This is a genomic window from Kiloniella spongiae (assembly GCF_001026905.1).
GTDB lineage: Bacteria > Pseudomonadota > Alphaproteobacteria > Kiloniellales > Kiloniellaceae > Kiloniella > Kiloniella spongiae.
Window position 1 is genome coordinate 464,778 of record NZ_LAQL01000003.1, and the last position, 14,790, is coordinate 479,567.

13 protein-coding genes are annotated in these 14,790 nt (G+C 42.4%); 5 read left to right on the plus strand and 8 right to left on the minus strand.

What is annotated here, in order from left to right; all coding sequences use genetic code 11:
- Positions 1-21: 21 nt before the first annotated feature.
- Both WH96_RS06140 and WH96_RS21920 read left to right on the plus strand, forming a co-directional pair.
- Positions 22-381, plus strand: a complete 360-nt coding sequence (locus WH96_RS06140; RefSeq protein ID WP_047763195.1) for a GFA family protein — start codon at positions 22-24, stop codon at positions 379-381.
- Between the two features lie 234 nt (positions 382-615).
- Positions 616-822: a hypothetical protein gene (locus WH96_RS21920; protein ID WP_156176714.1), complete on the plus strand. Its 207-nt coding sequence runs from the start codon at positions 616-618 to the stop codon at positions 820-822.
- Positions 823-828: 6 nt separating this feature from the next.
- On the opposite strand, the gene WH96_RS06150 is transcribed toward WH96_RS21920, so the two are convergent.
- Positions 829-2,337: a protein adenylyltransferase SelO gene (locus WH96_RS06150; RefSeq protein WP_047763197.1), complete on the minus strand. Its 1,509-nt coding sequence runs from the start codon at positions 2,335-2,337 to the stop codon at positions 829-831.
- A 210-nt stretch (positions 2,338-2,547) separates the two neighbouring features.
- Between WH96_RS06150 and WH96_RS21215 the strand changes: the two genes are divergently transcribed.
- From WH96_RS21215 to WH96_RS06165, 3 genes are all read left to right on the plus strand, one after another.
- Positions 2,548-3,870: an adenylate/guanylate cyclase domain-containing protein gene (locus WH96_RS21215; RefSeq protein WP_053005732.1), complete on the plus strand. Its 1,323-nt coding sequence runs from the start codon at positions 2,548-2,550 to the stop codon at positions 3,868-3,870.
- Between the two features lie 96 nt (positions 3,871-3,966).
- Positions 3,967-4,311, plus strand: a complete 345-nt coding sequence (locus tag WH96_RS06160) for an ArsR/SmtB family transcription factor (protein WP_047763198.1) — start codon at positions 3,967-3,969, stop codon at positions 4,309-4,311.
- 3 nt (positions 4,312-4,314) lie between these two features.
- Positions 4,315-4,734: an SRPBCC family protein gene (locus tag WH96_RS06165; protein WP_047763199.1), complete on the plus strand. Its 420-nt coding sequence runs from the start codon at positions 4,315-4,317 to the stop codon at positions 4,732-4,734.
- 187 nt (positions 4,735-4,921) lie between these two features.
- On the opposite strand, the gene WH96_RS21220 is transcribed toward WH96_RS06165, so the two are convergent.
- The 7 genes from WH96_RS21220 to WH96_RS21225 form a co-directional block, all read right to left on the minus strand.
- Positions 4,922-6,835: an ATP-binding protein gene (locus tag WH96_RS21220; RefSeq protein ID WP_053005733.1), complete on the minus strand. Its 1,914-nt coding sequence runs from the start codon at positions 6,833-6,835 to the stop codon at positions 4,922-4,924.
- A 9-nt stretch (positions 6,836-6,844) separates the two neighbouring features.
- Positions 6,845-7,915: an ABC transporter substrate-binding protein gene (locus tag WH96_RS06175; RefSeq protein WP_156176715.1), complete on the minus strand. Its 1,071-nt coding sequence runs from the start codon at positions 7,913-7,915 to the stop codon at positions 6,845-6,847.
- A gap of 168 nt (positions 7,916-8,083) precedes the next feature.
- Complete coding sequence (locus tag WH96_RS06180) at positions 8,084-9,382, minus strand: DUF1835 domain-containing protein (RefSeq protein ID WP_053005734.1); 1,299 nt, start codon at positions 9,380-9,382, stop codon at positions 8,084-8,086.
- Between the two features lie 176 nt (positions 9,383-9,558).
- Positions 9,559-9,876 (minus strand): DUF3088 family protein, encoded by a 318-nt coding sequence (locus tag WH96_RS06185; RefSeq protein ID WP_047763201.1) that lies wholly within the window; start codon positions 9,874-9,876, stop codon positions 9,559-9,561.
- 59 nt (positions 9,877-9,935) lie between these two features.
- Entirely contained in the window at positions 9,936-10,385 is a 450-nt protein-coding gene (locus tag WH96_RS06190; RefSeq protein WP_047763202.1) for a VOC family protein, read from the minus strand.
- A gap of 197 nt (positions 10,386-10,582) precedes the next feature.
- Positions 10,583-12,289 carry an EAL domain-containing response regulator gene (locus tag WH96_RS06195; RefSeq protein WP_047763203.1) on the minus strand — a complete coding sequence of 569 codons (1,707 nt, stop codon included), beginning with the start codon at positions 12,287-12,289 and terminating at the stop codon, positions 10,583-10,585.
- A gap of 79 nt (positions 12,290-12,368) precedes the next feature.
- Complete coding sequence (locus tag WH96_RS21225; protein ID WP_053005735.1) at positions 12,369-14,615, minus strand: sensor histidine kinase; 2,247 nt, start codon at positions 14,613-14,615, stop codon at positions 12,369-12,371.
- Positions 14,616-14,790 lie beyond the last annotated feature (175 nt).

Sequence of the window (14,790 nt, forward strand, 5' to 3'; positions counted from 1 at the left end):
ATCAAAACAGGGATAAAGCAAGTGGAAGCAACGTGCCATTGCAAGTCAGTTCGCCTGAAGATCAAGGAAAAACCGGAATTTCTTTTGAGCTGTAACTGTTCGATCTGCCATCGTTACGGGGCGCTCTGGACCTATTCAACACCGGATCAAATCAAGGTTGAATATTCTAACGGAGAAACAAAAGCCTATAAACATAGCGATGAAACAATTGCCTTCCATCACTGTGAAAACTGCGGCTGTGTCACCCACTGGATTGGGACGGATAAATACCCAGAACCCCGAATGGCGGTAAATGCACGTTTGTTCGACCGTAGCGATATCGAAGGTATTAAAGTCCGCAAATTCGATGGTGCGGATACCTGGAGCTTTATTGGTGAGTAACTTCGTTACTTCGTATAGATGACTAAAATTAAAATGTTGAAGTTTCGAGAGGGAGTGGTTGATTGGATCCAAAGCCTCAGGAAAAAATATCCCAGATGTAAAATTATAATTTCCTCTCGGTATAACCATGAACTGGAAATCATCGATGAGTATCTTGATATTGAATTCCAATTATCTCAGCCTAGTTACTGTCCCTGCTTGATGACACTTGTACAATTCGAAACGAAAGATCGGATGGGAACTGTAACAATTTGGGAAGATTATTTTTATATGGAGTATGAGGTTATTGATTTAGAGACTGACACCATGACTGCCGAACGGTTTGGTAAAGTTCCTGAGATTGATAGAATTAAGTTTTATATGGAAATGGTTGTGAAGAAAGTTTTGGAACGTGGAAGATTAGAAATGGAAATATATCCAGTTGATGGTGAACATCATTAAAAGCGCTTATGTCCCACAAAAAGTGGCATGGACAATTTCTTCTGGTTTGGGGGGCTGTTCGTAGAGAACATTTTCAGGTTGTTCATCGAAGGGGGCTGACAGGATACTGTGGAGCTGTTCAAAGAGGGCATAGTCTCCTCTAACAGCAGCTTGGATCATGGCTTCGACCTGATGGTTTCGGGGGATGAAGATCGGGTTTGATGTGCGCATGATCTCGAGGCGTTCTTTGGGTGGTGTTTTTTCCTGATCTTGTCGAGCTTGCCATTGCGGGAGCCAGTTGGTCAGGGCTTGCGGGTCTTTGAATAGATCTAGTAACTTTTCTTTATGATTTTCGTCGTTTACATCTAGTCCTAAATTAGATCGGGCGAAGCCCGTGAGATGACGGAAGAAGAGAGTGAAATCAACTTCGTTGTCTGACATGAGCTTGAGACTGTCGCCAATAAAATCTGGATCACCATTTTGTAAGGTCAGAAGACCGAATTTCTTGCCAAAACCCTCGAAGTAATAGTCGCTAAAAATATCCTGAAATTCATCTATTGTTTCCTGGCCAATGCCAACGGCAACTTGTGCGTCTTCGTGCAAAATGGGGAGCAGGGATTGGGCAAATTGTGAAAGATTCCAGTGTGCCATACCGGGCTGTTTGGCCCAAGCATAACGGCCAGCGTGATCAATTGAGCTAAAGACAGTGCCGGGATGATAAGTATCCATAAAGGCACAGGGGCCAAAGTCGATGGTTTCGCCCGCGATGGACATATTATCCGTGTTCATGACGCCGTGAATAAAGCCAACTTGCATCCATTTGGCAATCAATCTGGCTTGCCTGTCCATCACCATTTCAATAAGCGCGCGATAGGGGGTTTGAGCTTGTTTTGCTTCGGGATAATGACGATCAATGACATAGTTTGCCAATGTGCGCAGGGCGTCTTTGTCGCCACGGGAATAGTGATATTGAAAGGTACCGACTCTGATATGGCTTTGGGCAACCCGTGTGATAATGGCGCCGGGCAAAGGGCCTTCTTCGCGGAGGACTTTGTTGCCCGTTTCAACGGCGGCCAGTGCACGTGTCGCCGGAATGTTCAAGGCTGCCATGGCTTCACTGACGATATATTCACGTAAAACCGGACCAAGCCAGGCGCGTCCGTCGCCACCCCGGGAATAGGGTGTACGTCCTGATCCCTTTAGTTGGATGTCTCTGCGGATACCATCAGTCCCGACGGTTTCCCCCAACAAAATAGCGCGCCCATCACCCAGACGCGGTGACCATCCGCCGAATTGATGCCCGGCATACACCATCGCCAGCGGAGAAGCACCATCGGGTACGCTGTTTCCCGCGAGCATCTGAACACCAGCATCTGTTTCTAACTCAGCAGGGTCAATACCCATCAGTGTTGCTAGGTCTTTGTTCACTTTAATCAGCTTCGGTGCCTTAACGGGGACAGGTTCTTGCCGTGTGTAAAATTGATCGGGCAGTTCAGAAAAGCTGTTATCAAAGGGTATGTTTAAACGCGAAGTCATAAGGGCCAGTTTGGTTGTGTGTATTAATATTCTCAATAGTTAGGGATTATTGTGGAAATGGACAACGAAAAAGCATGGCTCGTAGGTTTTGAGTTTAAATAGAAAATAAAATGCTTACCTTTGTCTGGAAAATTAGCCTTAGACTAGATAGTGAAAAGAGGATGTACTGTTCCTGGGTAACTAAACAGATTTGAATTAGGGAAATCAAGAGTGTCAAAAGGCAGCCGTTATACCCCCGATCTGGTATCGGATTTGGATCAGACGTTTAATCACGCTCAAAGTGCCGGATTAAAGCTGGCTATTGTCGGGCGGTCAGTTTCTTTGTTGATTTTGGGTATTTGGCTTGTTTTGTCTCGGTTGGCCTTACCGGGTGTTTCATTGAAATTTAGCATTCTTATTATGGTTCTTATTTCTCTGGGGCTTGTTCATCATTGGATAATTGGAACACGGTGGGATAAGTTCTGGGTGAAGTATCTCTTTGTTGCCATTGATGTTTCAATACTCTCGATTTTAATTGCAACACAGCCGCTTTACCAGACCGCAGATTTACCTCAGGTAATGATTTTTCGTAGTCCACTGCTAACCTACTATTTCATTATTGTTGCCGTTGTGGCCTTTAGCTTTTCGCCACGGCTTGTTTTGTGGGCTGGCGGTATTGGTGCTGCGGGATGGCTTAGTGCCTATGCCTGGGTCGTGCAACAGGATGGTGGTGTTCTCGATTGGGGGGATGTTCCCGCCAATCCGACCGCAGAAGATGCGATAAGTGTTATTCTAGACCCCGCATTTGGTGCGACGGGAAGCCGTATTCAGGAAGCGATTATACTGGTGGTCGTATCGGTGCTAATCGCAATCGTGATGAAAAGAGCGCAAAACACCTTAAGAGACAAATTGGCAGCAGAACGAGATCGGCAATCTATCACAGGGATATTCGGACGGTTTGTACCTGAACCTATTGTCGAAGCAATGATTAACGATCAAGGGCTTTTGGCACCGCTAGAAAGAGAGGCGACTATTCTTTTTGCTGATGTCGTGGGCTTTACCAGCCTGACAGAGCGTTTAGGACCTGCAAAAACAGTTGATGTTCTCAATCGTTATTTTGACGAAATGACAGATATCATTATGGAAAATAACGGTATTGTTGCGACCTTCCACGGGGATGCTATTCTTGCGATTTTTAATGTACCATTAGAAGATCCCAAGCATGCGGAACATGCTTTAAATGCCGCGCAAGCAATGTTGAAACGTGTAGAACAAGATGGTTTTGCAGGGGAGAAATTGTCTATTCGCATCGGCATTAATACCGGATCTGTTGTTGCAGGTAATGTCGGCGGTGGTGGCCGACAAAGTTATACTGTTTATGGCGATGCAGTGAACCTTGCCGCCCGTTTGGAAGCCTTGGCAAAAGAAAAGAGGCAACCTCTTCTTGTATCTGGACATACCCATACAAAATTGACTGCCCCAAACTTATGCTTGCACGGAGAGACGACTGTCAGAGGGCAAACCCAACCTGTTGAATTTTACGGGCTGAGGTAGAGCGAGTTAATCTCACTTCACATATAAATTTTCTTGACATGATACTAAAAGGTATTATATTAAATGATACCATAAGGTATTATGTTAGGTGCGACAATGCATATACAGGAAACATTCAGGGCACTTGCTGATCCGACACGGCGTGAGATTTTGATGCATCTTAGCCGACAGGAAATGACCATCGGTGAGGTGACCGATAGGTTTGAGATAACTCGGGCTGCGGTAAAGAAACATTTGAATATTCTGGAAGAGGGACAACTGATTTCGGTTCACGTTCAAGGGCGCGAGCGTATTAATCGACTTGAAGCGCAGGGGTTATCGGCCGTTTCTGATTGGATCGGTTATTTCAACCAATTCTGGGATCAACGTCTGGGCGCTTTGAAAACTGCTGTGGAAGATGCTGAAGCAGCAAAGCGAAAATCAATTAAGGGAAAGATATAGATCATGACAACATCAACAATCACGAAAACAGTTTTCTTTAACGCAACCCGGGAAACTGTTTGGTCTTTCCTAACTGAGCGAGACAAAATTGGTCTTTGGTTCCATCCGCCTAAAGCAGATTTGGCTGCGGGTGAAGATTATGAACTGATGTTAACCAGAGACAATGGTGAAAAGGTAAAGGTATGTTGGGGCAGTGTTTTGGAAATGCACGGTCCTGAAAAAATGGTTTGGTCTTTTATACTGAACGATTCACAGACAACAGTCACCTGGGTATTGGAAGAAGTTCTTTGTGGGACAAGGTTAACGCTCCAACACGAAGGAGTTGAAGGCATAGCTGGGGAAGCAGCTGCTATGGACTTGATCATGTCGCTGGATGCGGGGTGGGATGAACATTTTGCTTCTCTTCGAAAAGCTTTGTCCTAATAAAAGAGCGATGAATGTGGATTAGCGCCGCGATTTTATAGGTAATTGGAATGTTGTATTTTTAGATGTTCTGAGTGCTCTCTATTTCTGGGAATGTATATCAGAAAAGAGAGCATTCTCGTTTATACTCAACACATGATTAAAGCTTTTACCAACGAGGTTTGTTGTTTCTGGGGTTTTAGGTTTCCTAAGCTGCGTTGGCTGATCTTTCATGAACAAGGCGTTTGAGGGTTTTTAACAGGTCATCCATGTTCAAGGGCTTTGAACATGTCGCGTTCATACCGCACGCAATGTATTCCTTTAGGTTGCTGGCTTCGATATCAGCTGTTAGTGCAATGATGGGAATAGACGATTTTGTCGTATCCGTCAGAGAGCGTATTTTCTTGGTTGCTTCAACGCCATCCATTTCTGGCATGTGGATATCCATCAGGATGATATCATAATTATTGGTTGTTACTTTTTCGATGGCTTCAAAGCCGTTATCGGCTGTATCCACAGCTTGTCCACTTTTCTCAAGTAGGGCTTTTGCCATGATCTGGTTAACTTTAATATCCTCTACAAGCAGCAGCTTGAGATCTGTCAAATCATGTTCAGGTATCTCTTCTTGTGGTTGGTAGAGTGCTTTAGCTTTGTCCAGTGTAACTTCGAACCAGAAAGTACTACCTTTTTCCACTTCACTATCAACGCCGATTTGACCATCCATAGCCAGTACAAGCTGTTTATTAATCGCAAGACCTAAACCTGTACCGCCATAATTTCGGGTTGTTGATACATCGGCTTGGGAAAAAGCATTGAAGAGAGAGGTCTGTTTAGATTCAGGAATACCGATACCTTCGTCAGACACTTCAAAGCGTAGTTTTTGGGTGAATTCATCTTCTGATTTTAGAGTAATACTTAGCTTGATGGTGCCATTTGTCGTAAATTTCACCGCATTTGAGAGGAAGTTCATCAGGATTTGCCGCAACCTGACACTATCGCCAAGGACCCATCTGTGAATATTTTCCGGGAGCACGACATCAAGGGTGTTATTTTTTTCCCTTGCGGCCAGAACCATCATGCTACTGGTTTCTTCGATAAGCTCGGCTAAGCTCATGGTACTTTTTTCGAGTACAAGTTCACCGGCTTCGATTTTCGAGAAATCAAGAATATCACCAATCAAATCCATTAAGTGATTGCCTGAACTGGAAATAGTTTTGATGTAGTTCTGTGTTTCTTTGGGCAGGGCCTGAATATCTTTGTTGCCAAGGGCAAGATCTGCATAACCAAGAATAGAGTTCAGAGGTGATCTTAATTCATGGCTCATATGAGCCAAAAACATTGATTTTGCTTTGTTTGCAACCTGTACTTCTTCGATTTTATTTTTAATTGCTTCGGACATACCCTCCATATCGCGAGCTAAATCACCGAGTTCATCATTGGATGTGATATCAATATGATCAATCGGTTCTTGTTTGGAAATTTGTGATGCAGCTTCTTTTAAGTGATTAATGGGTTGAATAAGAAGGCGGCGGGTAATAAGAGTGAGTAACCCACCCATTAAAAGAATAGAAATAAGAGATACGCCAATTGTTACAAGCTGAATGATCGAGACCTGTTGTGTAACATCGGCTTCCGGGCGGGACACAAAAATGACCCAGTTCCAATTTGGTTTATTAAACGAGGAAGATGCATATAGCGTATTGATATTATCTTTTACTTGAAAAGATCCAAAGGTTTGTCCTTTGAGCGATAGGGCAAGCACGCTCCATTCTTTAAGAACACTGGGATCTTTGCTCTCGCTGCAATAGATCGGGGTTCCATCTTGGGAAATAATAAAATACCGGCGGTTTGTGACAGCAGCCAAATCGTCCAGTTCTTTGAAAACTTCATCTTTATAGGATTGAACGAATGCCGGTATATCGGTGAGGCCTGCTTGTTCCAACAATTCATGACGTGATGAAATGATATGATGCACTGCTTCGTTTAGAAGCAGGTTCATATTTTCTTCTTCACTTTCATAGAGTGCATTTCTTGAGTGGGTGAAAGACCAGAAACCAAGAGAGCCAATACAAATCAAAATGATTGGCAACATGGTTAAAAAATATTTTTGATATAATCTCATGCAAGGTATCTATCGGTAAATGTTTTTGCCAGCGAGCTTTAAAAGTGAAGAAGGAATAACGGTTCCCAATTCTGTGGCTGTTGTCACATTGATGCTGACTAAATAACTGTTGGGGCGTGTAACCGGAATATCGCCTGCTTTTGTGCCTTTAAAGATTTGGTTGACCATTTCGGCTGCTGCAATGCCGTTTACTTCTGCATTGGATACCATAGAGATCATGGCCCCGGATTTCACTGCCGCTGTGTTGTTGGCAAAGATCACCGGGATATTTTTTTCGTTCAAGATTTGAAAAAGCTCTGAATCATTCCCTAAGGGGCCTGTAACAAACCAGAGAGCATCGTAGTCAGAGCGGTTTCCTTCAATTATTTTTAATGCGCTCTCACGTAAGGCATCACTGTTTTCAGAACCAGGTTGGTATTCAAAATTTAAATCAATAAAGCTCAATTCATTAACTTGCTTGTTAATTTCCATTAGTTGAGCTGTTTCACTTAAAGCCGATGGATAGGTGGAATTGACGATCCCTATTCTCAGCGGAGATTTATCTGTTAATGGTTTTAATGCCTGTTTGACGACTTCGAGTTTGGCAGCTGGCGGGACAATATGTGTTTTCCCGGTCATATTGGTACCGGTTTTTTGACCAACAGCACTAACAAAACCTTCTTGATCAGGATAAGAGACAAAAATAAATACTTGGGGAATTTTTTTGTCTTTGAGAAGGCTATGAGTAGCCCTTGTTGCCAGTGTTGCGACAGACATTACCATGTCGGGCTTTTGGTTATTTAGCTCGGCTTCCAGCAAGCTGTGTGCTTTGTCGATGTTGCCTTCGGCATTGAGAATGACATATTCAACATTCGACCCTTCGGTATAACCCAGGTCACTCATTCCCTGGCGGAACCACTTTGTCGCATCTTGAAGAACCGGAACAGCCATGGTTTCTAATACAATAATTCTTTTTAATGATTGGGCTGTGGCCTGTGTGATAACGCTAAAGCTAAGTGCAAAAGCAAGCAGAACGTATATGGCAACGACCAGTTTGATAAACTGGTGACTTCCTTTGGTAATGCGAGCAGAAAGTGGCAAAGCTGAAACCTCATCGTAACTTTTATTGATTAATAAGAAAGATTGGTTCAGAGAAGGTCTCTCTTCTCGCGACAATCAAACCTATAGTTATTCCTCTTTTACAATGATATCTGTTAACAAGGGGCTAATATAGCCAGAGGTTTCAGCTTTAATTAGAGAGGTAAAATGTTATGCCTTTTTAGTGGAGTTTGGCGTGATTTTTATGCCTCCAACCCATTTTGTGGAGGGCATGAAGTCCTGATAGTTCAGTTTTCCTGATAATAGATCTAGACCAATTTCTGTAATACCAATCAATCGTTCCGGCCAAGGTTGAGGTATTTGTGTTGTTTCGGTGTGAAGTAGGGCTATTTTTGATTTCTTGAGCTGGCTCAACTCATACCAGTACATCAAATCGCCTAGGTAAGGGAGAGGTTCGTATTCCCGCATTAGGATTGCAAATAGTTCTTTACCTTTTAAGGGGCCTTTGTCGGCCAGAATACGAAGGGTCAATTCCTGCGTCAGGCCAAGACCGTTTTTATGTGAGGGGAGCTCTTTTAAGTGCCGTTTTAAGGCATTGGTCATGAGGGGAAGTTCTGGTGTTCTGGTTTCTATAATTTTTTCAAGATCCAGAGACGTTTCCTGTTTTAAAGCACCCCATATTCTTTCACCCATCATGAGTTGTTCGTCAGTTATTGATGATCGCTGATTTTCCCACAGCCATATTAACATTTCAGGGGCGAGTTGCCCAAGTCCGACAAAATCAGGCACACCCGGTACACTATTTACACAAATAATCTCTAGTTTGGGGCGAGAGACAAGTGAAGAAAGGTGGTTCAGCAAAAAGGCAAGAATAAGCTGATCGTAGCTATCATGCTCGAACCATAAAACGACCCGCTCATAATCCCAAAGTTTATCCAGTTTCTCATAGGCGATTTTTTGATTTGCGATAATTTCTTTCGAGGGAATGCCATAAGCATCAGAGATGAAATCGGCTCTTATCTTTAGAAGCTCGCGACTGTTGCCTTTAGGGATAGGGCCTTGGCAGAAAGGATCACTGAATTCGTGAAACTCACCCTTAAATCCGGCAATCTTTAAACCGTGTTTGATATCAGATCCACAGCGTATATGTAGAGTACTGACGTCATCAAGTTCCGGAATATGTCCTGAATTAATCTGGTTTTGCTTTATCTTTAGCTGATCACAATGCGCTTTTAATTGAAGCCATGATGGAAAACCTGCTTCGCGGGCTATACACAACTGACAATCAGCAAGTGTTATCGCGTTTGAATTTATGGCTTTTTTTGCAAACCGGGGATGAAAACGTTTCAGTTTTACCTGGACCTTTTCCCGAGCAGTCTGATTTTGATTCTTGGATGCTTTTAAAAGTTCTTTTGCGCGCTTTTTTTGTTGCTCGTAATTAAGAGAACCATGGAACATTGTTCGGGGGAACGTCGGGGACGCCAGATCTGATTCTGGTTTGGTATTCATACGATTATCCTCTGAATAACAACCTGCGTCCGCCAATCAGGTTAGGAAATCGTTTATATAGATCATAAACTTAATTTTGGGCGCAGCCCTTTCCGCGAACATGGAGGCTTAAATAAAGCCAAGAAATTTATGCCACGAGGAAAAGAAGGCGTCAATATTGATCATTAATATTTAAATTAAGGATGGGGAGCAGCCCCACCAAAGTGTTTTGCCAGATATGCGGTGATCTCTTTCGGGTCGGTCAGGCTTTTTTTATCACCGATAATGAGTACCGGAAGCCACTGATTTTCTTTGCCGAGATACTCAATCACTTCAATCCTTGGTTTTGGATGATCAATGCGCCTAACTTCAATATGATCAAGCCAATGAGGGTTTATCGAAAGTGCTCCTTCGATCATTGCACAGTGGGTGCAAAACCAGCCGCTTTTATTTTTTGAAGGAAGATCTTTATCTTCAAACGGCATCTTTAGAATAAAAAGAACAGGTTTAGTCATATGAAATATCTGCACACTGGATGTTTTTTTTGTTGATCTTAAACTTGTTGAGTTTTGCCTTATTGAGGGGCGTTTCCAATAGGGATGCCTACGCAAATTATGTAGCCGTCTGGATCTCGAAGGTAGAGTTCATTCATGCCATACCATTGTTGCAAAGGGCCTTTTACAATAATATTTTGAGGGACTTTGTTGAGGATAATTTCAGGCGATAAGCCACGGAAATAGATTGTTCCAGATGGGGTTGGAGAGTTTTCAGAACTATAGATCGGTAGTTCATCGGCTAGACTTTGCGCTGTTTGAAGCATTATTTGTCCGCCTGATTGGGCTTCGTTGTTTTTATTATTTTGGTTTTTCCATTCCAGTGTCGCAAAAGCTGCACCTGCACCATTTCCTTCAAAAGAAACATCTTTTTGAGGCGAAACAAGAACAACAAGCTCCATTCCCAAGATGTCTCTGTAAAAGCTAAGGGATTTTTCTATGTCAGTTACCAAGAGATTGGGGATAATCATTGACTGCTTTCTAATATCATTTTGGGGCTAATATCATTTTGAGGCTAATATTATTTTTGAGCTAATATGATTTTGAGGAAAGAGGCTTTGAAGAGTGCAGTCATAGCATCATATAATCGATGATGCAATTATCGGCGTGATGAAAGTTTAGTTACATACTATCGTTATGTTTTACCTTAATATTTTACCCTAATATTTTACCCGGTCATTCGTTGGGTGTGCCATGCAATAAACTGATCAGCAGGGACGGGACGGCTAATATAATAACCCTGAGCAGAATGGGCTCCTTGGCGCTTTAGAAAATGTAGGTGGTCTTCTGTTTCAACACCTTCGCCAACGACATGAAGATCCAGTGCTTTGCCAAGAGAAATAACTGCGGTTGCAATACCGGCATGTTCAGGATCTTCCATAATATTGGCAATAAAAGAGCGATCAATTTTCAGAACATCAAAGGGAAGCTGCTTTAAATAAGTTAGCGATGAATAGCCTGTGCCAAAATCATCTAAAGCAAACGTAAAGCCCATGCTTTTTAGTTCATTCATCTTGGATGCTGTTTCTTCTATATCGGCCAACATGGCGCTTTCGGTCAGTTCCAGTTCAAGTCTGTCTGGGCTGATGTTGGTATCTTTGATGATCTGTTCTATGGTTTCTACAAAATTTGGTGCATGGAATTGCTTGGCACTTATATTGACAGAAATTCGGGGAATTTTCGGGAAACTATGGAGTTGTTCGCAAGCAGTCCTAAAGATAAGAGCACCGAGGGGGTGGATCAATCCGCTTTGTTCTGCTGACGGAATAAAATCAAGTGGCGAGATTAGGCCTTTTTCTGGATGTATCCATCTGACAAGCGCTTCTGCCCCCAAGACATTCCCTGAATTAACACAAACTTGAGGTTGGTAATAAAGTTCAAACTGTTTTTTTGGTATAGCTTGGCGCAGGTCATTTTCTAAAGCCAACTTATATTTTACTGTCTTTTCCATTTCGTCCTGGAAAAACTTTATAGTATTACGTCCAGCTGCTTTTGCTTCATACATTGCTGTGTCGGCATGTTTTAATACGGTATCTGCGCAGGTGGTATTTTTCCCTGAAAACAGAGAAGCCCCAATAGAAAGACCGATATGTAACAGGTGGTCCCCCAATTTAAATGGTAGGCTTAGTGTATGAATGATTTCGTCAGCGATCTGCTGTGCTTTTAAAGCAGCATCTTCTTTCTTTTTCGAAATTTCCGGCAGAAGAATAATAAATTCATCGCCGCCGGGGCGTGCCACAGATGCAGTCTCTTTTAAGATACTGCTGAGGCGTTTCGATACTTCTATAAGTAAATTATCACCGACAGAGTGTCCCAAGGAGTCATTGATAATCTTAAAACTGTCCAAATCGAGAAAAAGTAAAGCACTGTGGCGTTGATGTCTTGAGAACCTGATCAAGGTACGTTCAAGTCGATCAATTAATAGATTTTTATTTGGTAAGCCAGTAAGAGCATCGTGATAGGCTAGATACTGAATATGCTCTTCGGCTTTTTTATGCTTGAGAGAATATCGGATAGCCATTTCGATGGAATAGGGCGTTAGTTCTTGTTTTAAAAGAAAGTCTTGAGCACCTGATTCCATAGCCTTTAGATCGGCTTCGCGATTGTTTTCGTCAGAAAGAAAAATTATAGGAACCATAATTTTGAGCTCATTAATCACATGATTAACAAACTCTATACCGTCCTTACCCGTTGATTTGTAATCCAACAGAACAAGATCGTAATTTTCCAATTTTATCTTTTCAACACCTGTAATAAGGCTGGTGACTTTGTCATAACGGTGATTGTCATGGAAAGCCTGTTTCAGGCAACTTTTAACCAGAAGGTTTTGTTCCTGCTCGTCTTCTAGGAGCAATATATTGAGCTGCTCTTCCATATTGAACTTCCTGTGCAATTAATTATTATAAAACAATCGGTTCCAGTTAGAAGTATTATCTAGTTTATTGCTTGTCCGTTTATGTAGGGGCCTTTTTCTTCGAAGAATGTATTGTTCTGGACGGAGGAAATAATAGGGTGACCTTTGTTCCGACATCTATTGTGCTGTCAACTTTGAGATTGCCGCCAAAAAGCTTCATAAAACTATGACACAAGAAGAGACCCAGTCCTGTTCCTTCATGCTTTCGGGGATGCAAACGGCTTGTTTGTTCGAAAGCTTGCATCGCACATTCCAGATCCTGCTCAGACATTCCCATTCCTGTATCCTCGACTGTAATAACAAGGCCGTTATCTTTCTCTGTTGTTGCCTGTACAAGAATAGTTCCTTCTTCAGGCGAGTATTTGATTGCATTGGATATAAGGTTGTTCAAGATTTGTATTATTGCCCGTTTATCGCCGTTCAAATTGGGGAGTTCGGGTGGTACCTCCATCTTGAGATCCTGTTGGGAACTTTCGGCCATTAGCTCCAACTGCTTAAATGATATCGCGATGAGTTCTTTTATTTCTAAAGGCTCTTCAGCGAGTTCATATTTGCCTGCTTCTATCTTTGAAAGGTCAAGAATATCATTAATCAGGCTGATCAACAGGGTTCCGCTATTATGGATGTCGCGGACATATTCTTCATACCTAGGATGTCCTAGTTTCCCAAACGTTCTGTTAAGCATGATGTCGCTAAAACCAATGATGGCAGTAAGTGGAGTTCTGAGGTCATGGCTCATATTTGCTAGGAAATCGGATTTTGATTTATTGGCGCGTTCTGCCTCGTCGCGCGCTTTTTTTAATTCGTGTTCTGCTTTCTTGCGTTTGGTAATATCTGATGCTGATCCTCTATGGCCTTTGTACCTGCCTGAGTCGTCATAAAGAGGGATACCATTAATCAGAGCGTGATAAATTTTACCATTTTCTCCTCGGTATTTGTAATGAAAATCTTTGATCTCTTCGCGATCATCAATCGCTTGTTGATATAGATACCAATCTTCAGATGTCATGGTATCGCCAGCCAGCTCTTGCCGGGTCATTCCCTGTATGTCAGTGAATTTTCGACCCCGGTAACCCAGTTTCTTTCTCGCTGATTCCCAAACAATTTGGCCTTTGTCATCAGTTTCCCAAAGCCAATCAGATGCGGTTGAGGCAAATTCCTTAAATCTTTCCTCGCTTGTTCTTAGGCGGCGTTCAATTTTCTCCAGTTCGTTGACCATTGAATTAAAAGAGTGGACGAGATCATTGGCTTCTCTGAGAACGAATGTGTGAAATGAAGGTACTCTTGCGTTTAACTTGCCAGAGGCAACATCCCCTGCAACATGAACAACTGCTTGCATTGGTCGAGAGAGGTAACGTGCTAAAAGCCAACTAACGATGGCCGCAGCCAAAACACCGAGAAATGTAATAATAATAACTGCTGTCCTTACGCCATTGGCGCGTTCTTCCAGCTCTGATAAAGGTTGAGGGATCATGACACCCCAACCAATTTTGGGCAAAGACGTGAAGCCCGCGATCATATCTGCTTGCATTGCTGGTGAATAAAAGGTTGTGACACCTGTTTGGGCTGCCATCATAAGGGAAACGGGTTTGATATTGGAAATATCTTTTATTTCGTTTTGCCATAGAGAATTGGGATGAGAAAGAACCTGTCCTTTATGATCCACAATCGCAGCATGACCAAGATCGCCGAAAGAGATTTTCTTTCCAATATCAACAATATAATCAGTATCAAGTCCACCGATAACCAAAGAACCGTTGAGGTCAGATTTTATTAGATAAATTGTTGGTTTTCCTTGGGAATTGTGAAAGGCGGGGGAAAAGAAAACATGATCAGGTAAGAGCCTGGCACGTTCAATGTCAAGTGATAGCTTGGCCAGCATTTCTTGGGAAAGATGACCATTGTTTTTGATAGTGGTTTTCCCTTGCTTGTCTGTATTGATACTGAATACACGCCCTGTTTTATAAGTTATGCAAATATGGTTGAAATTAACGATCTTCATTAGATCACTAATTTGTTCGACGGACTCTTTTGTCTGAAGGTATTGGGCGGAAACCCGGAAAATTTGCTCGGCATCCTGAGCGTAACGATCTAATGCGCCCGTCAGGTTTTTTGCTAATAGTAAATGTTTGTCTTCTGTTGCCGAGTATTCATTTTCGATGGCAGTTTTTTGCACCCATACTGCTAGGAAGAAGACAGGTATGATTGAGATAAGAGTAAACCCTACAAAAAGTACGTGATGCAGACGAACTTTCTTTGGACTTATTTTCTTGCCACCTGTGTCCATTAAGGTACCCCGATTATCCTTTGGGATGGCTGGTCCCTCGCAATGTCGCGATGGTATGAGTATAGTAGCCTCAAATATTACAATCTAGGGATTTCTAATTCATTAATGCGCAACCCATGATGATTGATTTGGTGTTGTTTCATTAACATCCTATAAATAGCGATAAGATAAGATG

What these genes read in the sequence shown, in the direction of transcription:
- WH96_RS21220 (WP_053005733.1), bottom strand. Translation starts at nt 6,835, where the DNA reads ATGAGATTATATCAAAAATATTTTTTAACCATGTTGCCAATCATTTTG.
- WH96_RS06190 (WP_047763202.1), bottom strand. Translation starts at nt 10,385, where the DNA reads ATGATTATCCCCAATCTCTTGGTAACTGACATAGAAAAATCCCTTAGC.
- WH96_RS21225 (WP_053005735.1), bottom strand. Translation starts at nt 14,615, where the DNA reads ATGGACACAGGTGGCAAGAAAATAAGTCCAAAGAAAGTTCGTCTGCAT.
- WH96_RS21920 (WP_156176714.1), top strand. Translation starts at nt 616, where the DNA reads ATGGGAACTGTAACAATTTGGGAAGATTATTTTTATATGGAGTATGAG.
- WH96_RS06195 (WP_047763203.1), bottom strand. Translation starts at nt 12,289, where the DNA reads ATGGAAGAGCAGCTCAATATATTGCTCCTAGAAGACGAGCAGGAACAA.
- WH96_RS06160 (WP_047763198.1), top strand. Translation starts at nt 3,967, where the DNA reads ATGCATATACAGGAAACATTCAGGGCACTTGCTGATCCGACACGGCGT.
- WH96_RS06150 (WP_047763197.1), bottom strand. Translation starts at nt 2,337, where the DNA reads ATGACTTCGCGTTTAAACATACCCTTTGATAACAGCTTTTCTGAACTG.
- WH96_RS06185 (WP_047763201.1), bottom strand. Translation starts at nt 9,876, where the DNA reads ATGACTAAACCTGTTCTTTTTATTCTAAAGATGCCGTTTGAAGATAAA.
- WH96_RS06165 (WP_047763199.1), top strand. Translation starts at nt 4,315, where the DNA reads ATGACAACATCAACAATCACGAAAACAGTTTTCTTTAACGCAACCCGG.
- WH96_RS06180 (WP_053005734.1), bottom strand. Translation starts at nt 9,382, where the DNA reads ATGAATACCAAACCAGAATCAGATCTGGCGTCCCCGACGTTCCCCCGA.